We start from the raw sequence: 21,200 nt of genomic DNA, 5'->3' as shown, positions 1-21,200 counted from the left end.
CGCCCGGTTTCGTGCGGCCTCACAGGGACAGCTCCGGATGCAACCGGTCCAGCGTCCACACCTGCTTGCGGCGGGCCGCCACCGCGGTCAGCGCCAGCGCGCCCGCGGTGAAGGCGAGCAGCACCAGGACCGCCCGCCACACCGGCCAGAGCCCGCCGCCCGTGATGAGGTGGCGCAGCCCCTCGACGACGTAGGTCATCGGCAGGAAGGGGTGGATCGCGTTGAAGAAGCCGGGGCTGGTCTGCACCGGGTAGGTGCCGCCCGCCGAGGTGAGCTGCAGCATGAGCAGCGCCAGCACCAGCACGCGTCCCGCCGGCCCGAAGCGGGCGTTGAGCCACTGCACGATGGCGGCGAAGCAGGCGGTCACCAGCACCAGGAAGCCGACCGTCCCGGCCGCCCGCACCATCTGCAGGCCGATCGCCCAGTGCAGCACCGCCATCAGGGCCAGTGTCTGCAGCACCCCTATGGCGAGCACCGGCAGCCACCCGGCCACCGCGATCCGCCAGGCGGGGGCGCCCGCGGCCATGGCGCGCCTGCTGAGCGGCGGCAGCAGCATGTAGGCGACCATCGCGCCGACCCACAGGGACAGCGGGATGAAGTAGGGGGCGAAGCCCGTCCCGTAGTTGGGCGCCTTGTGCAGCGACTGCGCGGCCAGCCGGACCGGGTCGGCCATCACCTCGGTGCGGTCGGCGCGCTCGCCGCCGTCGTAGTCGGGGATCCGGGACGCGCCGTCGTGCAGGCCGTCGGCGAGCTGCCCGCTGCCGTCGGTGAGCCGGGTCAGACCGGTCGTCAGCTGGTTGCTGCCGTCCGACAGCCGGTACATCCCGCCCGCCAGGGTGTCGGCTCCCGAGGCCAGGTCCCGGAGCCCGGCATCGAGGGCGCCCGCGCCGTCCGACGCCGTCCGCAGTCCCTTCGCCACCTCGTGGGCGCCCTCGTTGAGCCGGTTGACGCCGTCGACGGCGCTCTGCAGCTTCGTGGCGAGCGCCGGGTCCGACAGCGCCACGGCCGCCGAGTGCAGCGTGCCGAGGTCGTCGCGGAGGTCGTCGAGGGCGGCGGAGTGCCCCTGCACGTAGGTGTCGAGACGGGCGGCGACGCCTGCCACCTCGTCGGCGGCGTCGACGGCCTTCCTCAGCGTCCGGCACTGTGGGGTGACGGCGCCCAGGGGGCACTGCTCCGCGTAGGCGTCGTGGATCCCGGCGGCGGCCGCCTCGGCGTCGCGGACCGCCCGCGCCGACTGCCGCGGCAGGTCGCCGATGCCGTCGCGGGCGGCCTGCGAGCCGCGGGCGACGACCCGGGCCACCGCGTTGATCTCCTTGACGTGCTCCTTGACGAAGGTCAGTTCGTCCGAGGCGCCGTTGACCTTGTCGGCCAGTGCCTGGGTCCCCGAGGCGACCTGGCCGGCGCCGCTGTCGAGTTCTCCCAGCCCGCCGGCCAGCGAACTGCTGCCCTTCCTCGCCGTGTGCAGGCCGCCGGCCAGCCGGCGCGCGCCGTCCTCGGCGGTGGAGATGCCGTCGCCGAGCCTCTTGGAGCCGGTCCGGGCCGAGCCCGCGCCCTTGGTGACGTCGTCCGCGCCGTCGGCGGCCCTGACCGTCTCGTCGTGGAGGTCGGAGAAGGCCACGAAGATCCGGTCGTAGAAGTCCCTCGACGCCTTGGTGGAGGCGGCGGACCGCACTTCGGAGAAGACCGTGCGGGAGATCTGCCCCACGACGTAGTTGTTCGCGTCGTTGGTGCGCACCTGGAGCGCGCCGGTACGCGGGTGGTCGCCGGAACTCGACGCGACGCGCGCGCTGAAGTCCCGCGGGATGGTCAGCGACAGGTAGTACGTGCCGTCCTCGACGCCCTCGGCCGCCTCGGCGGCGCTGGTCTCGCGCCAGTCGAAGGTGGCGCTCTCCCGCAGGCCGTCCACGATGGAGTCGCCCGCGGCGAGCCGTTGCCCGTTCACGGTGGTGCCCTGGTCGGCGTTCACCAGGGCGACGGGGATCTTGTCCAGCCGCCCGTAGGGGTCCCAGAAGGACCACAGGTACAGGGCGCCGTAGAGCAGCGGCAGGAGCAGCAGCGACACCATGGCCGCGCGTGGCAGCCGCCCCCTGCCGAACTTCCTCAGCTCAAGCGCTGCCAGCCTCGGCGTGCGCATCGGCCGCCCCCTCCTCGTCGTCGGTCTTCGTGTCGGTTTCCGCGGCGGCCGGCCGGGTGCGCGCCACCACGGCGTCCCCCGGAGCCTGGGAGCACACCGCCAGCACGGTCGTGCCGCCCGCGGCGACGGCCCGCAGCATCGCCCAGGCCTCCTCGCGTTCCGCCGGGGCCAGCTTGTGGTCGGCGTCATCCACCGCCAGCACCCTGGGGCGGGCCAGCAGCGCGAGGGCGGTGCCCAGACGCAGGGCCTCGAGCCGCTCCAGGTCACGGGCGGCGGTGCGCTCGGCCTTGAGCAGCGTCGACAGGTCCAGCCCGGCTGCCGTCAGCGCCTCGTCGACGCGCGCCCTGTCCGTCGCGCCGGGCCGCACCAGTTCGCGCAGCGAGCCGCCGAACCGCCGCTGCAGCAGCACGCGTTCCCGGAGGTGCTCGCCGACGGTGAGGGCCGGGTCGAGTTCCGCGACCCCGGTGACGGGGCCGAGCGCTGCGACGCGGCGGACCGCGGCGAGCTGTTTGGGCAGCGTGAGCCCGGCCACCTCGGCCCGGCCCTCCGCCGCGCGCATGCGCCCGGTCAGCGACAGCAGCAGACAGGTGCGGCCCGAACCGGAGGCACCCTCGACGGCGACCAGAGCGCCCGCCGGCGCGGTGAAGGTGACGTCCCGGAACACCCAGCCCCGGGGCCCCTTGAGCCCGAACCCCTCCGCGGTGATCACTCGCCGCCCCCATTCTTTGAACTGACCAGTCAGTGCAAAAACACTAACGCATCGCGCCAGTGGACCGCGAATCCAGGGACGTTGTCCGGCCACCGCGACCGTTTGTGCAGGTCAGCGCGATTGTCAGAGGTGTGCTTCACGATGAGTGGCGAAGGTCAGGAACTGTCGGACACGTCATGCGAAGACAGGAGGAATGTGATGACCGTGCCAGCCCGCAGGGCCGCCGTCGCCGGCGGCAGTGCCGCCGACGTCCACCCCGTGCTGCGCAAGGCCACCGCCCCCGCGGCCGCCCTTGACCTGCTCGTCCAGGCCCGGCGGGGGCTCGATGAGGCCGCCGTCCTGGAGACCCCCAACGACCGTTTCGCCACCGCCCACTTGGCCGCCCTGCGCACCGCGGCCGCCGTCCTCGCCGTGCGCGGCCGCCCCGAACCCACCAGGCGGCGCCGGCAGCGGATACGCAGTGCCTGGGAGGTACTGCCCGAGGTCGCGCCCGAACTGGCCGAGTGGAGCGCCCTGTTCGAGGCGGGAGCCCGTCAGCGGGCCCGCGCCGAGGCCGGCATCCAAGGCGCGGTCAGCCCCCGGGAGGCCGACGACCTCGTCCGTGCGACGGGGATGTTCCTGCGGCTCGTGGAGCGCCTGCTGGTGCTGCAGCCCGTGCTGGACCGGCCGCAGACCGGCCGTCCCGCTTGATCGGCCGCCGGGCGGCAGCCCACTAGAGTGGGTCCCAGGCCGGGTCGACCGGTCCCCTGCCCCGTCCGTCCGCGAGGAGCCGTCCGCATGTCCCGTCCAGGAGGGGCCGAACCGCTGCGGCCCCGCGCAGCCCTGCGTACCGCCGTGGTCTGGGAGGTCCTGCGCGATGCGCTGGACCGGCAGGCCAAGGCCGCCGGACGGGACGTCCTCGACGTGCTCGACACCGGTGGCGGCACCGGCAACTTCGCGGTACCCGTGGCCAGTCTGGGTCACCGGGTCACCGTGGTCGACCCCAGTCCCGACGCGCTCTTCGCCCTCGAACGCCGCGCGGCGGAGGCAGGCGTCACCGAACGCGTCCGCGGGGTGCAGGGCGACGCCCACGGATTGCTCGACGTCGTGCCGGCCGGCAGCCACGACGTCGTGCTCTGCCATGGCGTGCTGGAGTACGTGGACGACCCCGCCGAGGGCGTGCGCAACGCCGCGGGCACCCTGCGCGCCTCCGGCGCCCTCAGCCTGCTCGCCGCCAGTCGTCACGGAGCCGTGCTCGCCCGGGCGCTCGCCGGTCACTTCGGCGAGGCCCGGCACACCCTGGACGACCCCGACGGCCGCTGGGGCGAGGGCGATCCGGTGCCCCGCCGCTTCACCGCGGGCGAGCTGACCGCGCTGGTCGCCGACGCCGGGCTGCGGGTCGGATCGGTGCACGGCGTCAGGGTCTTCGCCGACCTCGTCCCCGGCGTCCTGGTGGACACCGAACCGGGCGCGATGGACGCCCTGCTGAGGCTGGAACTGGCCGCCGCCGAGCAGCCCGCGTTCCACGCCGTGGCGACCCAGTTGCACGTGCTGGCCGAGCGCGGCTGAGCCGGAACGGGGGGCGGCGCCCCCTGCCTCTTCCGGTCACCCACCGGGAGGAGTCCGTCACACGCCCCCCGATTCCCGGTTCAGGGCCTTATGCTGGCATGACGTGGCGTTCGACGGGGAAAACACCCCCCGTCGGATTGGCGTAGTGGGGCGGGTTTCACGGGGGCGATTCCCTGCCTATCCTGGAAGGGTCGTACCGGTCGCTCCCCCGCGACCGACGAGGAGGAGGACTCCGTGCCGCTCTCGGAGCACGAGCAGCGCATGCTCGAGCAGATGGAGCGAGCGCTGTACGCCGAAGATCCCAAGTTCGCGTCGGCGCTTGAGGGAAGCGGGCTGCGCACCTACACCAGGCGGCGCGTCTACCTGGCTGTGGCGGGCTTCCTGGTGGGCATCGGGCTGTTGATGGGCGGCATGATCGCCCAGCAGCCCTGGATCAGTGTCGTGGGCTTCCTCGTGATGCTCGGCTGTGCCGTTCTCGCCGTCACCGGCTGGCGCCGTGCCACCAAACCGGGTGCGGCCCCCGCTCCCGCGGGGAACTCCCCGCAGGGTGCCGTTGGACGGGGCCGTCGCCACCAGCCGCGGCGCAAGATGATGGACCGCATCGAGGAGCGCTGGCAGCGGCGCCGCGACGAACAGGGCCACTGATACACAGACCAAGACGAAGGGGGCGGGGTTCCGGTCGGAACCCCGCCCCCTTCGCCATGCCGTCCTCACGTGGGCCGGGCGGGGTGCGGCGTGCGGCCCTCCGACAGGTCGGCACCGCGTACCGCCGCGCGCCGCTCGGGGGACCGGACCCCCGGGGCCGGCCGACCGGCCGGCCCCGGGGGCCTCAGGAGCTCCGACGCTGCCGCAGCGGTCGCATCACGGCATCGCCCGCACCGCGCAGCCTGGCCGAGAAGCGGGCCGAGGCCGCCGACCAGCGCTCCGCGGACCGCCAGACGACCCGGACCGTGGAACGCGGCAGCAGCACGGCACGGATCCGCGTCATGAAGTCCGCGTTCCTGCGCAGCCCCTCGCGCACCAGCTGGACGTCCTTCGCGGAGCCCGTGGTGGTCGGCGGTCGCGGAGAGAACAGGGCCTGCTCCACCGAGGTCGCCAGACGCTGCGCCGCCTCCGCCGAGGACCCTTCCAGGCCGCCGTCGCGGACGAGGCGCGCCGCGACCCGGCGCGGGGTCTCGGACTCGTCGGGCCGCAGACCGTAGTCCCAGGCGGTGTCGATCAGCTCCAGCCAGGCCGCCAGGGTCCGGGCACCGTCCCGGGCGCCCATGGCGTCCAGCTCGCCGGCGGTCAGGCCCTGTGATGACCCGCCCTGCCCCTGCCCGTCGGCTCCCGCCGTGCCCGGGGCGCGCCCGGTGAGCTCCAGCCACGCCGCCAGGGCCGCCGGGTCCTGGCCGCCGCCGCGCAGCCGCTGGGAACGCTGCCTGCGCCGCCAGAGCAGCGGCAGCAGCAGGACCAGGACCACCAGCGGCACCACGGCCCAGGCGAGGACGCGCAGCGTCCACGTGACGATCCGCGGCCACAGCCGCTCGTCCTGCGTGCCGACGCCTGAGGCCTGCCCCAGGGGGTCGCAGTTGCCGAGCTGGGCGTCCTTGCCCAGGCAGGACGGGGAGACGGTCGGGCCGGTGCTGGCACCGGCCCCCGCGGACTGCTCGGGGGTGTCGGGCGCCGTGGGCCCGGAGTCGGAGGTGGCCGCCTCCTGGGTGTAGCCCGGCAGGGTGCCGCGGGTCGGCGTGGGCTCGAACCGCGTCCAGCCGACGCCCTCGAAGTACACCTCGGGCCAGGCGTGCGCGTCCTTCAGCCCCACCGCGTACGCACCGTCCGACTCCGAGGTGCCGGGCGTGAAGCCGACCGCCACCCGCGCGGGGATGCCCAGGGTCCGCGCCATCGCCGCCATCGTGAAGGCGAAGTGGATGCAGAACCCTTCCTTGTTGCGCAGGAAGCGGGTGATGGCCTGCACACCGGTGCCGGAGCGCACCGAGGTGTCGTACGAGAAGGCGCCCGAGGTGAACCACCGCTGCAGCGCGAGGGCCCGCTCGTAGTCGTTGGTGGCGTCCTTGGTGACCTCCAGGGCCGTCTGCGCCACCACGGGGGGCAGCGAGTCCGGCACCTTCGTGTACTCGGCCCGCAGCCGGGCGTCCGCAGGCGGCGCGCTCGCCAGCTGCTCCGCGGTCGGCTCCAGCGCCAGGCTGCTGACCTGGTAACGGGTGTCCGAGGTGGTCTGGCCCCGGTCGCCGATGATGGTGCGGCCCGTGGGCTCGAAGCGCCAGCGCCCGTCGACCTGCACCTGGGTGGCCGGGTACGGCAGCGGCAGCCACATCTGGACGTAGCTCTTGTCCGCCGCGACCGAGGTGGCGACCTCGGTGGCCTTCACGTCGGGACCGAGCCCCTGGGGGCTGGGCAGCACCTTGGGCACGCCGGTGAGGGAGCGCTGCGCGGGCTCCCACTTGTCACCGGTGAAGCGGTCGAGAGCCACGATCCGCAGGTACATGTCCGCGTTGGAGACGGCGTTCGTCCGGTACCGGAGCACGACGCGGTCGTCGGGCTGGTTGAGGTTGTCCTGGAGCGCGACCACGGGGTTGACCGCGGAGATCGTGCCGCCGCCGCGTCCGTTGCCCGTGCCCGAGCCCCCCGTCGGCAGCAGTCCGACGCCCATCGAGGGCAGCGCGGCCGGCGCCACCAGGGCGATGCCGAGCGCCATCGCCCCTATGCGGCGCCCGGTCCGCACCGGGGCCACCGCCCCGGTCGGTCCTCCGTACCCGGCGCGCGCCCCGGACCCGACGCCGCCGAAGACCCGGCCCCAGCGCGAGATCCGGTCCCGGCCCTCGGCCAGCAGGAGCAGCAGGTAACCGACGGCCGCCAGCAGGAAGTACGGCCAGCGGGTGCCGTCGCCCCCGGCCAGCCCCGCCGCGATCGAGTACAGGGCCAGTAGCGGCAGCCCGGCCGGGGCCGCGCTGCCGTAGGTCACCGCCAGTGCGTCCACGGTCAGCCCGATCAGCAGCACGCCGCCGAGCAGCAGCAGCCGGATGCCCGGGGTGACCGGCGCCGGGATGGCGAACTGGGTCACGTCCTGCATCGCGGCCGTCAGCAGGTTGCCGAACTGGGTGTACGCCGCGGGCCCCGGCAGGAACCCGAGCAGGGCCTGTTCGCCGGCGAACATCAAGGTGAGCACCAGCAGCGTGACCACCGCCTGCGCCAGCACGGTCAGCGGGCGGGCCAGCGGCACCCGCCGGGCCAGCGCGCCCACCCCGGTCTGCAGCGCCACCAGGAAGGCGGCCTGCAGGATCCACGAGTTCGGCGTCGCCAGCGGCAGCAGCGAGCAGGCGGTCATCAGCGTCGCCGCCGCCGCGCAGACCGCGAGCCGTCCTCGTCCGCTCATCATCGCGTCCCCGCCTCCTCACGCGACCGGTACCGGTCGGCGCGCTGCCACAGGTCGGGCAGCCCGTCGCCGGCGGTGGCCGGGAGCACCGTCCAGCCCGCCTCGTGCAGCATCCGCACGGCCCGGGCCGAGCCGTCCTCCGGCGCGTCCGCGTCCGTGCCCGTCCGCGGCGCCTCGGGCCGTCCCGTCCCGTCCTCGTCCAGCGCCCCCCAGGCGGCGCTGTCCAGGACGAAGGCGACGGCGGCCCCCGCCCGCTGCCTCATCCGCCCCGCCATCGCCGCCTGCTCCTCGTCGAGGTCCCCGAAGAACGCCACCAGCAGGCCCTCGCTGCCCGTGCGCAGCACGTCCAGCGCACGGGAGAGCCCGGCGCCGTCCGAGTGGTCGACCACCGCCAGGGTGTCCAGCAGGGTGCCGGCCGCGTCGGAGGAGTCGGTGCCGCCGAAGCCGTCGTTCCCGGGCACCGTGCTGCCGGTGTCGGTGAGCAGCCGTACGGAGTAGCCGCGCTCCAGCATGTGCATCGCCACCGAGGCCGCCCCGGACACCACCCACTCGAAGGCCGAGTCCGGGCCGGCGCCGAAGTACGCCACGGCCCGGGTGTCCAGCAGCACCGTGCACCGGGCGCGGTGCGGCTGCTCCTCGCGGCGCACCATGAGCTCGCCGTACTTGGCGGTCGAGCGCCAGTGCACCCGGCGCAGGTCGTCGCCGTGGCGGTAGCCGCGCGGGATCACGTCGTCCTCGCCCGCCAGGGTCAGCGCGCGGGTGCGGCTCTCCCCGTAGCCGGAGGAGTCGCCCTTGAGCTTGACCGGCGGCAGCGGCTCCACGCGGGGCACCACGGTCAGGGTGTCGTACGCGCTGAAGGAACGGGTCAGCTCGCACATGCCGAAGGGGTCGGTCAGCCGCAGCTGCAGCGGCCCCAGCGGGTAGCGTCCGCGCAGGTCGGAGCGGACCCGGTAGGACACCTCGCGGTGGCCGCCGGGCTCCACCCGGTCCAGGATGAAGCGGGGCCGGGGCCCCAGCACGTACGGCACCCGGTCCTGGAGCATCAGCAGGCCGGTGGGCAGCCGCGACACGTTGTCCACCCGCAGGTGCACCCGCGCCTCGGACATCGCCGGCACGCGCGACGGCGACAGCCGGCGGCTGCCGGCGACGCGGTAGCGCGTGCGGTGGAGCACGGCCACGCAGACCAGCGGCAGCACGGCCAGCAGCAGGCCGACCCGCAGCAGGTCCGGCTGCCCCAGGACGTAGGCGCAGACGGCCGCCGCGATCCCCGCGGCGAGGAACGAGCGGCCCCGTGTGGTGAGGCCGCCCAGGGCGGCCCGGAAGCCGCTTTCACGCTCGGTCACGCGGCACCTCCAGCGTCCCCGTCCGTCGTCCGGGTCACCGGCTGCCGTACGGGTCGGGGACCGGCGTGCGCTGCACGATCTCCGCGACGACCTGCTCCGGGGTGCGCCGGTTCAACTGGGCCTGTGCGGTCGGCAGCAGACGGTGCGCCAGCACGGCGCCGGCCAGCGTCTGGACGTCGTCGGGGAGCACGTAGTCCCGGCCGTCCAGGGCCGCCGCGGCGCGGGCGGCGCGCACCAGGTGCAGTGTGGCGCGGGGGGAGGCGCCGAGTCTCAGGTCCGGGTGGTCCCGGGTGGCCGAGACCAGGCTCACCGCGTAGTGCCGTACGGCCGGGGACACGTGCACCGTCCGTACCGCGTCGACGAGTTTGACGATCTCGTGCGCGTGGGCGACCGGCTGCAGGTCGTCCAGCGGGCTGACGCCCGCGTGCACGTCGAGCATCTCCAGCTCGGCCTCCATGCTGGGGTAACCGATGGAGACCCGGGCCATGAAGCGGTCCCGCTGCGCCTCGGGCAGGGGATACGTCCCCTCCATCTCCACCGGGTTCTGGGTGGCGATGACCATGAAGGGGCTCGGCAGCGGGTAGGTGCTGCCGTCGATGGTGACCTGCCGCTCCTCCATCGACTCCAGCAGCGCCGACTGCGTCTTGGGCGACGCGCGGTTGATCTCGTCGCCGACGACGATCTGCGCGAAGATCGCGCCCGGCTTGAACTCGAAGTCGCGGCGCTGCTGGTCGAAGACGCTGACCCCGGTGATGTCCGACGGCAGGAGGTCCGGCGTGAACTGGATGCGCCGGACCGAGCAGTCGATCGACCGGGCCAGCGCCTTGGAAAGCATCGTCTTGCCGACGCCGGGGACATCCTCGATGAGCAGATGTCCCTCGGCGAGCAGCACCGTCAGCGCAGTCCGTACGACCTCGGGCTTGCCCTCGATCACGTTCTCCACCGACCGGCGTACGCGGTCCGCCGTGGCAGTCAGATCGCTGAGGCTCGCTCGCGCGTCATAGGTCGTCACCCGGTTCTCCTCGGCCCGTTCCTGGGGACACGGTCATCCCTGGACCGGCCCTCCCCGTTACACGAAGCATTCTCCCCTTCAACTATGCTCCGCGTCACTCCGCTTCCGTTACTCGTTTGTGATTTCGCGCAGCAGGCCGGTGTGCACGTCGAACACAAACCCCCGCACATCGCCCGTGTGGGTCAGGAAGGGGGACGTCCGGACCCGCTGCATCGACTGCCGCACGTCCTGGTCGACGTCACGGAAGGACTCCACCGCCCAGGTCGGACGCTGGCCCACCTCCTCCTCCAGCTCCGTGCGGAACTCCTCGGTCAGCGACTCCAGGCCGCAGCCGGTGTGGTGGATCAGCACGACCGAGCGGGTGCCCAGGGCGCGCTGGCTGATGGTCAGCGAGCGGATGGTGTCGTCGGTGACCACGCCGCCGGCGTTGCGGATGGTGTGGCAGTCGCCGAGCTCCAGGCCCAGCGCCTTGTGCAGGTCGAGGCGGGCGTCCATGCAGGCGACCACGGCCACCTGCAGAACGGGGCGGGCGTCCATGCCGGGGTCGCGGAACTGCTCCGCGTAGCGCCGGTTCGCCTCGACCAGCCGGTCGGTGACGGATGCCGTGCCGGTGCCGGCGGGAACCGCGGACTCATGCGCGTTTATCGACATGACACGACCGTAGAGGGCGCGGTCCTTTCCGACCTGCTGTGGGGTCCGGCAAATCTCGGTCAAACCGGTGCACTGTGAGGTAACCCACAGGCGTCGCGCGCGCTCGCCCGTGCGGGTGATTCGGGCGCGGACGCCCACGAGGGCGCCCGTGCCAGGGCAGGCTTCTCGTTGACCGTGGGGGCCGGTGGAGTAAAGTGGCGCGAAGTGGGTCGACCAACCTGGTGCGGGAGGTGCGGATGTTCCTCGGGACGTACGCGCCACGGCTGGACGACAAGAGCCGGCTCGTCCTCCCCGCGAAGTTCCGCGACCAGTTCGCGGACGGCCTGGTCATCACCAAGGGCCAGGAGCGCTGCCTGTACGTATGGCCGGTCGAAGGCTTCCGGGCCCTCACCGAGGAGCTGCGCAGCGCCCCCCTCACCTCCAGGGCGGCACGCGACTACATGCGCGTGCTCTTCGCCGGCGCCCATGACGAGGTCCCCGACAAGCAGGGCCGCGTCACCCTCCCGCAGCCCCTGCGCGACTACGCCGGACTGCGCCGCGACTGCGCGGTGATCGGCGCCAACACCCGGGTCGAGGTGTGGGACGCGGCGGCCTGGGAGGACTATCTGGCGGGTCAGGAAGACGCCTTTTCGGCGTTGTCCCAGGAGGTGCCTCCCGGCTTACTGTGACCTCGCCCGTAGCCTGATGGCTCACGTACGAGTACGTGACGCTCGGCCTCCTCCCGCTCCCCGGTCCGCTGGCACTCCTTCCCCGGTGCCAGAAGGCCGCCCACGAGCGGGCGGGGACCCAGTGGTACGTCCCCGCGAGCAGATGAGAAGGGCTTCATGAGCACCACCCCGTCCGAGCCACGCCACGTCCCGGTCATGCTGGACCGCTGCCTGGACATGCTGGCGCCCGCCGTCGAAGCGCCGGGCGCCGTGGTCGTGGACGCCACCCTCGGCCTCGGCGGGCACAGCGAGGCACTGCTGCGGCGATTCCCCGAGGTCCGGCTGGTCGCCGTCGACCGCGACCCCGCCGCGCTCAAGCTCGCCGGTGAGCGGCTCGCCCCCTACGGCGACCGGGCCACCCTCGTGCACGCCGTCTACGACGAGATCCCCGAGGTGCTGCAGCGGCTCGGCGTCCCCAGGGTGCAGGGCGTCCTGTTCGACCTGGGCGTCTCCTCCATGCAGCTGGACGAGGCCGACCGCGGCTTCGCCTACGCCCAGGACGCGCCGCTGGACATGCGCATGAACCAGACCGCGGGCATCAGCGCCGCCGAGGTCCTCAACACCTACCCGCCGGGCGAGCTGGTGCGGGTGCTGCGTGACTACGGCGAGGAGAAGTTCGCCCGCAAGATCGTGGAGGCGGTCGTCCGCGAGCGGGCACGCGAGCCCTTCACCACCAGCGCCCGGCTGGTCGAGCTGATCCGCGAGGCGCTGCCGCAGGCCGCCAAGCGGACCGGGGGCAACCCGGCCAAGCGCACCTTCCAGGCGCTGCGCATCGAGGTCAACGGGGAGCTGACGGTGCTGGAGCGCGCCATCCCCGCGGCCGTCGCCACGCTCGCCGTCGGCGGCCGGATCGTCGTGCTGTCCTACCACTCCCTGGAGGACCGCCTCGTCAAGGGCGTCCTCGCCGCCGGCGCGGCCATCACGGCGCCGCCCGGGCTGCCCGTGGTGCCGGAGCAGTACCAGCCGCGGCTGAAGCTGCTCACCCGCGGCGCCGAGCTGCCCACGGAGGACGAGATCGCCGCCAACCGCCGGGCCGCCCCGGCGCGGCTGCGGGGCGCCCAGCGGATCCGCGAGGCCCTGGCGTGAGGCGGCGCAGCTCGGCGGCGCGCTCGCCCTTCGTCCTGCTGATCGTGCTGCTGCTGGGCGGCGGCCTGATCACCCTGCTGCTGCTCAACTCGGCGGTGAACCGGGACTCCTTCAAGCTCAGCGAGCTGCAGAAGAAGACCACCCAGTACACCGACGAGGAGCAGGCGCTGCAGCAGGAGGTCGACCAGTACTCGGCGCCGGACGCGCTGGACGAGCAGGCCCGCGACCTGGGCATGGTCCCCGGCGGCAACCCGGCCTTCCTCGCCCCCGACGGCACCGTCCTGGGCCGCCCCGGGGCCGCGCCGTACGTGCCGGCCCCCAGCCCGAGCACGGCGCCCGCCACCGTCGCGCCCAGCGGCTCCGCGGCCGCCTCCCTGGGCCCGACGCCGTCCGCCTCCGCCAAGCCCAGCGCGAGCCCCAAGGAGACCCCGTGACCGCTGCTCCGGGGCCCCGTGCCCTCCACCCGCCCCGATCCGCCCGTCCGGCCGGCCGGGAAGGTGCCGGGGCGTGGTGACCCGCGACGGGGAGCCGCCGCGCGAGCGGGGCGACCGCGGCGAGCGGGGCGAACGGCGCGACCGGGCCGACCGGGAGAACGGCGCCGGCCGCCCGGGGCCCGACGCCCGGGGCCGTGGCGGCCGCGGTGACGGCGGCGGGGCAGCGCCCCGGCGCCGGCAGGTGCCCCGGGGACGCGACGGCGACGCCGGAACGCCCGCACGCGGCGGCGAGCCCGGCGAACCCCGCCGCAGGACCGCACCCGGGCAGCAGGCGGGGCCACGCCAGCCCGCCGCACGCGGCGCGCGGCCACGTGACGACGGCGGCCGGACCGCCCGCGAGACGGGCCGTGACCCGCGGGCCCGCAGGCCCACCCCCCGCCGCGAGGGATCCGGCGCGTCCGGCGCGTCCGGTACGTCCGGTACGTCCGGCAGCGCCGGCACCTCCGGCGTGCCGCACGGACGCACCCCCGGGGCCCGCAGGCCGGCCGCCGGCGGACGCGACGCCAGGGGCGCCCGGGACCGGGCCGGCCGCGGGGCCGTACCGCCGCGGCGCAGGCCCCCGCGCCCGGTCACGCCGGCCGGTGCGCCGCTGCTGCGGCTGGGCCGGCCACGGCCGCGCCTGCGGCTGGTCAGCTTCGCGCTGACGCTGGTGATGCTCACCTTCGTGATCCGGCTCTTCCAGGTGCAGGCCGTGGACGCCGCGACCTACGCCGCCAAGGCCGAGGTCAACCGCAACGTCAAGGTGACCCTCGCCGCCGAGCGCGGGACGATCACCGACCGCAACGGGGTCGACCTGGCCACCACCGTCGACGCGTACGACATCACGGCCGACCCGATGCTCTTCACCCCCGAGTACGCGAAGGCCAAGGACGCCCCGGCGCGCGCCGCCGAACTGCTCGCGCCGATCGTCGACGGCGACCAGAAGAAGATCGCCAGGCAGCTTGCCAACTACCCGGGGTCCCGCAACGAGATCATCGCCCGGCAGCAGTCGCCGCAGGTCTGGAACCAGATCAAGGACCTGCAGAGCGCGCTCGCCGACCGGGCCGAGAAGGGCGACGGCGTCAACTACCTCGCCGGGGTCTTCCGGCTTCGGCACGCCAAGCGCGTCTACCCCGCGAGTGACCTCGCGGCGGGCGTGATCGGCTGGGTGAACGCCTCCGGCGCGGGCGGCGGCGGCCTGGAGAGCCGCCTGGACAAGGCGCTGGCGGGCAAGGACGGCACCGTCACCTACGCCCAGTCAGGCGGCCGCCGGGTGCCCACGGCCAGCGTGCAGGAGCGCGCCGCCGAGCCCGGCACCGACGTGGAGTTGACCCTGGACCGGGACATCCAGTGGGCCGCCCAGCGGGCGATCACCCAGCAGGTGAGGGCGTCCGACGCCGACCGCGGCTACGTGATCGTCCAGGACACCCGCACCGGGCAGGTACTGGCCATGGCCAACGCCCCCGGCTTTGACCCCAACGACCTGACCCGGGCCGACCCCACCGCCCTCGGCAACGCCGCGCTGCAGGACGCGTACGAGCCCGGCAGCGTCAGCAAGCTGATGTCCATGGCCGCGGTCCTCGACGAGGGCGTGGCCACCCCGGACACCCACGTCACGGTGCCCGGCACCCTGCCGCGCGCCGACCGCGTCTTCCACGACGACGTGGACCACGGCACCTGGCACCTGACTCTGAACGGCGTGCTGGCCAAGTCCAGCAACATCGGCACGATCCTGGCCGCCGAGCAACTCGGCAAGAACCAGAAGCAGGCCAACCGCGTCCTCTACTCGTACCTGAGGAAATTCGGCATCGGGCGGCCCACGGGGGTCGGTTTCCCCGGCGAGACGCCCGGCATCCTGGCGAGGCCGGACCAGTGGAACGCGTCCCAGCAGTACACCATCCCCTTCGGGCAGGGCCTGTCGCTGAACGCGCTGCAGGCCACCTCGGTCTACTCGACGATCGCCAACGGCGGTGTACGGGTCGAGCCCAGCCTGGTGCGCGGCACGACCGGCCCGGACGGCCGCTTCGTCCCGTCCCCGCAGGCGCCGCGGACCCGGGTGGTCAGCGCGAAGACCGCCAAGACGCTCACCACCATGCTGGAGTCCGTGGTCGGCGACGAGCAGGGCACCGGCACCAAGGCCCGCATCGCGGGGTACCGCGTCGCGGGCAAGACCGGCACGGCCAACCGGGTGGACCCGGAAACGGGCACCTACAGCGGCTACACGGCCTCGTTCATGGGATTCGCCCCCGCCGACGACCCGCGGCTGACCGTGTCCTGCGTGATCCAGAACCCGACCCGCGGCAGTTATTTCGGTGGTCAGATCTGCGGCCCGGTGTTCAAGCGGGTCATGGAGTTCGCCCTGAAGTCCCTGCAGGCGGCGCCCAGCGGAACCAAGGCCCCGAACCTGCCGGTCGAGTGGGACCCCTCGAAGCCGTGACCGGCGAGCAGGGGAGGAAGGAACGGCGGCCGTGAACGGACACGACCCCACAGCGGAAGGTACGGGCGGTAGCCCCGCGCACGCGGACCGTACCGGAGGAAGCAGCAGGCCGGAAGCCCGGCGAGGGGCTTTTGGCCCGGAGCCCGGCGCGGCGGGTACTCTCACGGCCGTGTCACACGCTGATCAGTCCCCCCGCCCCGAACCGACGCAGCCGGGCGCGCCCCGCCCCACCCGGGTCCGGCCCGTACCGACCGCGGAACTGGCCGCGCGGCTGGACGCGGAACCGCCCGCGCCGGGCGCCGCCCCGGTCACCGGGATCACGCACGACTCGCGGGCCGTCCGCCCCGGCGACCTGTACGCCGCGCTGCCCGGTGCCCGCTTCCACGGTGCCGACTTCGCCCCGCAGGCGGCCGAACTGGGGGCCGCGGCGATCCTCACCGACCCGGCGGGCGCCGAGCGCGCGGCGGCGACCGGCCTGCCGGTGCTGACGGTCGAGGACCCCCGGTCGCGGATGGGCGAACTGGCCGCCGAGATCTACGGCCGGCCGGGTGAGGACCTGCTGCAGATCGGGATCACCGGCACCTCCGGCAAGACCACCACCGCCTACCTCATCGAGGGCGGCCTGCGGGCGGTGCACGGCGGCGGGACGGGACTGATCGGCACGGTCGAGTCCCGGATCGGCGACGAGCGGATCAAGAGCGAGCGCACCACCCCCGAGGCCACGGACCTGCAGGCACTCTTCGCGGTGATGCGCGAGCGCGGGATCGAGTCCCTGGTCATGGAGGTCTCCAGCCACGCCCTGGTGCTGGGACGGGTGGACGGGGCGGTCTTCGACGTCGCCGTCTTCAACAACCTCAGCCCCGAGCACATGGAGTTCCACTCGGGCATGGAGGACTACTTCCAGGCCAAGGCGCAGTTGTTCACCCCGCGCCGCAGCAAGGCCGGCGTGGTCAACATCGACGACGAGTACGGCCGCCGCCTGGTCCGCGAGTCGCAGGTGCCGGTCACCACCTTCTCCGCCGACGGCCACCCCGACGCCGACTGGCGCGCCGAGCACGTCGTGACCGGGCCGCTGCGCTCCACCTTCACCGTCGTCGGCCCGGGCGGCGTGCGCATCGAGGCCGCCTCGCCCCTTCCCGGCCCCTTCAACGTCGCCAACGCCCTCGCCGCGATCGTTGCCCTGGCGGTGGCCGGGATCGACCCGCAGACGGCCGCCCAGGGCGTCGCCGCCGTCCCGGGCGTGCCGGGCCGGCTGGAGCGCGTCGACGCGGGCCAGCCGTACCTCGCGGTCGTCGACTACGCCCACAAGACCGACGCCGTCGAATCGGTGCTGCGGGCCCTGCGCAAGGTCACCAAGGGCAACCTGCACATCGTCCTCGGCTGCGGCGGGGACCGCGACGAGACCAAACGCGGCCCGATGGGCGCCGCCGCGGCACGGCTGGCCGACACGGCCGTGCTGACCTCCGACAACCCCCGCTCCGAGGATCCGCTCGCGATCCTCACCGCGATGCTGGCCGGAGCGGCCGGGGTGCCCGCGCACGAGCGGGGCCATGTCGTCGTCGAACCCGACCGGGCGGCGGCCATCGCGACCGCCGTCGCCCTGGCCCGGCCGGACGACACCGTACTGGTGGCCGGCAAGGGCCATGAGCAGGGCCAGGACATCGCCGGAGTGGTACGCCCCTTCGACGACCGAGAAGTGCTGCGCGCGGCCATCGAACGGGCCGCCGGCACGCCAGCGCAGGAGAAGGACCAGGACCAGCTGTGATCCCACTCACCCTCGCCGAGGTCGCACACGCGGTCGGCGGGAGCACGTACGACATACCGGACCCGACGGTGCCCGTCACCGGGTCCGTGGAGATCGACTCCCGCAAGGTGACGCCGGGCGGCCTCTTCGTCGCCTTCCAGGGCGAGCACGTGGACGGTCACGACTACGCGGAGCGGGCCGTGGCGGCCGGAGCGGTTGCCGTACTGGCCGCCCGGCCGGTCGGCGTGCCCGCGATCGTCGTGCACGACGTCCAGGTCGCCCTGGGCGCACTGGCCAGGCACGTCATCGAACGGCTCGGCGCGACCCTCGTGGCGCTGACCGGATCGGCGGGCAAGACCAGCACCAAGGACCTCACCGCGCAGCTGCTGCAGCGGCTCGCGCCCACCGTGTGGCCGCCCGGCTCGCTCAACAACGAGATCGGCCTGCCGCTGACCGCGCTGCGCGCCGACGCCTCCACCCGGCACCTGGTGCTGGAGATGGGCGCCCGCGGCATCGGCCACATCCACTACCTCACCGAGCTGACCCCGCCGCGGATCGGCGTGGTCCTCAACGTCGGCACCGCCCACATCGGCGAGTTCGGCGGCCGGGATCAGATCGCCCAGGCCAAGGGCGAGCTGGTCGAGGCGCTGCCGGAGGCCGCCGACGGCGGCGTCGCCGTGCTCAATGCGGACGATCCCCTCGTACGCGCCATGTCCTCCCGCACCAAGGCGCGCGTCGTGCTGTTCGGCGAGTCCGCCGACGCAGACGTCCGCGCCGAGAACGTCCGCCTCAACGACCGAGGTCAGGCCGTCTTCACGCTCACAACGCCTACCGGGTGCAGCGAAGTGACCTTGCGCCTGTACGGTGAGCACCACGTGTCGAACGCGCTTGCCGCGGCCGCCGTAGCCCGTGAACTCGGCATGCCCGTCGAAGAGATCGCCACCGCGCTCTCCGAGGCGGGGACGCTGTCCCGCTGGCGCATGGAGGTCGTCGAACGGCCGGACGGCGTGACGGTCGTGAACGACGCCTACAACGCGAACCCCGAATCCATGCGAGCCGCCCTGCGCGCGCTCGCGGCCATGGGCCGTGCCGCCGAGGCACGCGGGGGACGCACGTGGGCGGTGCTGGGCGAGATGGCGGAGCTCGGCGGGGAGGCCCTCGCGGAGCACGACGCTGTCGGACGGCTGGCCGTCCGGCTCAACGTCAGCAAGCTCGTGGCAGTCGGCGGCCAGGCGGCCGCCTGGGTGCAAATGGGCGCCTACAACGAGGGTTCGTGGGGTGAGGAGTCGGTGCACGTGTCCGACGCTGAGGCGGCGATCGACCTGTTGCGCAGTGAACTGCGTCCGGGGGACGTCGTGCTGGTGAAGGCATCGAGGGCGGTCGGCCTGGAGCGGGTCGCACTCGCGCTGCTCGACGGCGTCGAGGGCGGGGGCGCCGAGTAATGAACCAGATCCTGGTCTCCGGTGTTCTCGGTCTGTTCCTGTCCCTCGTCGGTACCCCGATGCTGATCAAGCTGCTGGCCCGCAAGGGCTACGGCCAGTTCATCCGCGACGACGGGCCCAAGGAACACCACAGCAAGCGCGGTACGCCCACCATGGGCGGCATCGCCTTCATCCTGGCCACGCTCGTCGCGTACGCGCTCACCAAGGTCATCACCTCGGAGCGCCCGACGATCTCCGGCGTGCTGGTGCTCTTCCTCTTCACGGGACTGGGCGTCGTCGGCTTCCTCGACGACTACATCAAGATCGTCAAGCAGCGCAGCCTGGGCCTGCGGGCCAAGGCGAAGATGGCGGGCCAGCTGATCGTCGGCATCACCTTCGCGGTGCTGTCGCTGCAGTTCTCCGACGCCCGCGGCGTCACCCCGGCCTCCACCCGGCTGTCCTTCACACAGGACTTCGGCTGGTCCCTCGGCCCGGTGATCTTCGTGATCTGGGCGCTGTTCATGATCCTCGCGATGTCGAACGGCGTGAACCTCACCGACGGCCTCGACGGCCTGGCCACCGGTGCCTCGGTGATGGTCTTCGCCTCCTACACCGTCATCGGCGTGTGGCAGTACGGCCAGTCCTGCTCCAACGTCATCACCGCGGGGCCCGGCTGCTACGACGTACCGCACCCGCTCGACCTCGCGGTCGTCGCCGCGGCGCTGATGGGCGCCTGTTTCGGCTTCCTGTGGTGGAACACCTCGCCGGCCAAGATCTTCATGGGTGACACCGGCTCGCTCGCGCTCGGCGGCGCCCTGGCCGGTCTGGCCATCTGCTCCCGCACCGAGCTGCTGCTGGCGATCCTGGGCGGCCTCTTCGTCCTGATCACCCTCTCCGTGGTCATCCAGGTCGGCTCCTTCCGCCTGACCGGCAAGCGCGTCTTCCGCATGGCACCGCTGCAGCACCACTTCGAACTCAAGGGCTGGAGCGAGGTCCTGGTCGTCGTCCGCTTCTGGATCATCCAGGGCATGTGCATGGCCGTCGGCCTCGGTCTCTTCTACGCGGGCTGGGTGGCCGCGCAGTGACCTCGGCCCCCGGGCAGGAACCCGGCTCCCGTCAGGACGGACTTCCGCGGGCCGCCGTCGAGGCGGCCGGGCGGCTCGGACTGCCGGGCCGCCGGGTCACCGTCGCGGGCCTCGGCGTCTCGGGCGTGCCCGCCGCCAAGGTGCTGCACGCCCTCGGCGCCCGCGTGACGGTCGTCAACGACGGCGACGACGAGCGGGTCCGGGCCCAGGCCGCCGAGCTGGAGGCGCTGGGCGTCACCGTGCGGCTCGGGGACGGCCGGACCCTGCCCGAGGGCACCGAACTGATCGTCACCTCGCCCGGGTGGAAGCCCACCAGCCCGCTCTTCACGGCCGCCGGCGCCGCGGGCGTGCCCGTGTGGGGCGACGTGGAGCTGGCCTGGCGGCTGCGCGGCCCCGGGGCGGCGCCCTGGCTCGCCGTCACCGGGACCAACGGCAAGACCACGACCGTGCAGATGCTCGCCTCCATCCTGCGCGCTGCGGGCCTGCGCACCGCGGCGGTCGGCAACATCGGCACGCCGGTCCTGGACGTCGTCCTGTCCGGGCAGGAGTACGACGTCCTCGCCGTGGAGCTGTCCAGCTACCAGCTGCACTGGGCCCCCTCGGTGCGCCCGCACTCGGCCGCCGTCCTGAACCTCGCCCCGGACCACCTCGACTGGCACGGCTCGATGGAGGCCTACGCCGCCGACAAGGGCCGCATCTACGAGGGCAACAAGGTCGCCTGCGTCTACAACCTCGCGGACCCCGCCACCGAGGCGCTGGTGCGCGAGGCCGACGTCGAGGAGGGCTGCCGCGCGATCGGCTTCGGCCTCGGCAGCCCCCGGCCCTCGGAGTTCGGGGTCGTCGAGGGCATCCTGGTCGACCGGGCCTTCGCGCCCGAGCGGCACAAGAACGCCCAGGAGCTGGCCGAGGTCTCCGACGTGCACCCGCCGGCCCCGCACAACATCGCCAACGCCCTGGCCGCCGCCGCCCTCGCCCGCGCGTTCGGCGCCCCGCCGGCCGCCGTCCGCGACGGCCTGCGCGCCTTCCGGCCGGACGCCCACCGCATCGCCCACGTGGACCGGATCGACGACGTGGACTACGTCGACGACTCCAAGGCCACCAACACCCACGCCGCCGAGGCCTCCCTCGCGGCCTACGAGCACATCGTCTGGATCGGCGGCGGCCTCGCCAAGGGCGCCACCTTCGACGAGCTCGTCAAGGGCGCGGCCAAGCGGCTGCGCGGCGCCGTGCTGATGGGGGCCGACCGCGCCCTGATCCGTGAAGCGCTCGCGCGACACGCCCCCGAGGTCCCGGTCGTCGACCTCGACCGCACCGACACTGGGGCGATGGCGGCGGCCGTCCACGCCGCGCGGGACCTCGCCCACCCGGGGGACACGGTGCTGCTGGCACCGGCCTGCGCCTCGATGGACATGTTCGCGGACTACAAGGCTCGCGGAAACGCCTTCGCGCAGGCCGTACGGGATCTGCGGGCGCC

Annotated in this window: 17 protein-coding genes; 11 read left to right on the top strand and 6 right to left on the bottom strand. The window is 73.7% G+C overall.

What is annotated here, in order from left to right; translation table 11 throughout:
• Positions 1–19: 19 nt before the first annotated feature.
• Positions 20–2,134 (bottom strand): YhgE/Pip family protein, encoded by a 2,115-nt coding sequence (locus PV350_RS16565; protein ID WP_499511374.1) that lies wholly within the window; start codon positions 2,132–2,134, stop codon positions 20–22.
• The gene (locus tag PV350_RS16560) at positions 2,106–2,843 is read right to left on the bottom strand and encodes an ATP-binding cassette domain-containing protein (RefSeq protein WP_500334534.1); all 738 of its coding nucleotides are present in this window, start codon (positions 2,841–2,843) and stop codon (positions 2,106–2,108) included. Before PV350_RS16560 ends, PV350_RS16565 begins: the two co-directional genes overlap by 29 nt.
• Before the next feature lie 198 nt (positions 2,844–3,041).
• Between PV350_RS16560 and PV350_RS16555 the strand changes: the two genes are divergently transcribed.
• The 3 genes from PV350_RS16555 to PV350_RS16545 all read left to right on the top strand — a co-directional run bounded on the left by PV350_RS16555 (position 3,042) and on the right by PV350_RS16545 (position 5,036).
• Positions 3,042–3,533: an SAV_6107 family HEPN domain-containing protein gene (locus tag PV350_RS16555; protein ID WP_499511372.1), complete on the top strand. Its 492-nt coding sequence runs from the start codon at positions 3,042–3,044 to the stop codon at positions 3,531–3,533.
• An 87-nt stretch (positions 3,534–3,620) separates the two neighbouring features.
• Entirely contained in the window at positions 3,621–4,391 is a 771-nt protein-coding gene (locus PV350_RS16550) for a class I SAM-dependent methyltransferase (protein ID WP_499511371.1), read from the top strand.
• 234 nt (positions 4,392–4,625) lie between these two features.
• Positions 4,626–5,036, top strand: coding sequence for an SCO2097 family morphological protein (locus PV350_RS16545; RefSeq protein WP_500334532.1), 411 nt, complete (start codon positions 4,626–4,628; stop codon positions 5,034–5,036).
• Positions 5,037–5,220: 184 nt separating this feature from the next.
• Here the strand turns inward: PV350_RS16545 and PV350_RS16540 are convergent, their stop codons facing one another.
• The 4 genes from PV350_RS16540 to PV350_RS16525 form a co-directional block, all read right to left on the bottom strand.
• Positions 5,221–7,767, bottom strand: coding sequence for a transglutaminase TgpA family protein (locus tag PV350_RS16540; RefSeq protein ID WP_499516806.1), 2,547 nt, complete (start codon positions 7,765–7,767; stop codon positions 5,221–5,223).
• A complete protein-coding gene (locus PV350_RS16535) occupies positions 7,767–9,110 on the bottom strand; it encodes a DUF58 domain-containing protein (RefSeq protein WP_499511369.1) in 1,344 nt (447 codons plus the stop codon). Before PV350_RS16535 ends, PV350_RS16540 begins: the two co-directional genes overlap by 1 nt.
• Positions 9,111–9,144: 34 nt before the next feature.
• Positions 9,145–10,122: an AAA family ATPase gene (locus tag PV350_RS16530; RefSeq protein WP_499511368.1), complete on the bottom strand. Its 978-nt coding sequence runs from the start codon at positions 10,120–10,122 to the stop codon at positions 9,145–9,147.
• A gap of 108 nt (positions 10,123–10,230) precedes the next feature.
• Positions 10,231–10,773 carry a beta-class carbonic anhydrase gene (locus PV350_RS16525; protein ID WP_499511367.1) on the bottom strand — a complete coding sequence of 181 codons (543 nt, stop codon included), beginning with the start codon at positions 10,771–10,773 and terminating at the stop codon, positions 10,231–10,233.
• Between the two features lie 194 nt (positions 10,774–10,967).
• Here PV350_RS16525 and mraZ point away from each other — a divergent pair, with 194 nt between their 5' ends.
• The 8 genes from mraZ to murD all read left to right on the top strand — a co-directional run.
• Entirely contained in the window at positions 10,968–11,441 is a 474-nt protein-coding gene (gene mraZ, locus PV350_RS16520; protein ID WP_500334529.1) for a division/cell wall cluster transcriptional repressor MraZ, read from the top strand.
• 156 nt (positions 11,442–11,597) lie between these two features.
• Positions 11,598–12,566, top strand: a complete 969-nt coding sequence (gene rsmH / locus PV350_RS16515) for a 16S rRNA (cytosine(1402)-N(4))-methyltransferase RsmH (RefSeq protein ID WP_499511365.1) — start codon at positions 11,598–11,600, stop codon at positions 12,564–12,566.
• Positions 12,563–13,000: a cell division protein FtsL gene (ftsL, locus tag PV350_RS16510; protein ID WP_499511364.1), complete on the top strand. Its 438-nt coding sequence runs from the start codon at positions 12,563–12,565 to the stop codon at positions 12,998–13,000. The genes rsmH and ftsL overlap by 4 nt, the downstream gene beginning before the upstream one ends.
• Positions 13,001–13,508: 508 nt before the next feature.
• Positions 13,509–15,476: a peptidoglycan D,D-transpeptidase FtsI family protein gene (locus tag PV350_RS16505; RefSeq protein ID WP_499516805.1), complete on the top strand. Its 1,968-nt coding sequence runs from the start codon at positions 13,509–13,511 to the stop codon at positions 15,474–15,476.
• 169 nt (positions 15,477–15,645) lie between these two features.
• Positions 15,646–17,241, top strand: a complete 1,596-nt coding sequence (locus tag PV350_RS16500) for a UDP-N-acetylmuramoyl-L-alanyl-D-glutamate--2,6-diaminopimelate ligase (RefSeq protein ID WP_500334527.1) — start codon at positions 15,646–15,648, stop codon at positions 17,239–17,241.
• Positions 17,238–18,662 carry a UDP-N-acetylmuramoyl-tripeptide--D-alanyl-D-alanine ligase gene (locus PV350_RS16495; protein WP_500334525.1) on the top strand — a complete coding sequence of 475 codons (1,425 nt, stop codon included), beginning with the start codon at positions 17,238–17,240 and terminating at the stop codon, positions 18,660–18,662. The genes PV350_RS16500 and PV350_RS16495 overlap by 4 nt, the downstream gene beginning before the upstream one ends.
• Positions 18,662–19,726: a phospho-N-acetylmuramoyl-pentapeptide-transferase gene (gene mraY / locus PV350_RS16490; RefSeq protein WP_499511361.1), complete on the top strand. Its 1,065-nt coding sequence runs from the start codon at positions 18,662–18,664 to the stop codon at positions 19,724–19,726. Before PV350_RS16495 ends, mraY begins: the two co-directional genes overlap by 1 nt.
• An 80-nt stretch (positions 19,727–19,806) precedes the next feature.
• Positions 19,807–21,200, top strand: a 1,394-nt coding sequence (gene murD / locus PV350_RS16485; RefSeq protein ID WP_500334555.1) for a UDP-N-acetylmuramoyl-L-alanine--D-glutamate ligase, incomplete at its 3' end; no start/stop codon positions are given.

It is taken from the genome of Streptomyces sp. PA03-6a, from assembly GCF_033792765.1.
In the GTDB taxonomy this organism is placed as follows: domain Bacteria; phylum Actinomycetota; class Actinomycetes; order Streptomycetales; family Streptomycetaceae; genus Actinacidiphila.
Note: the sequence above shows the minus strand (reverse complement) of the source record. Positions and strands in the feature narration are given on the sequence as shown.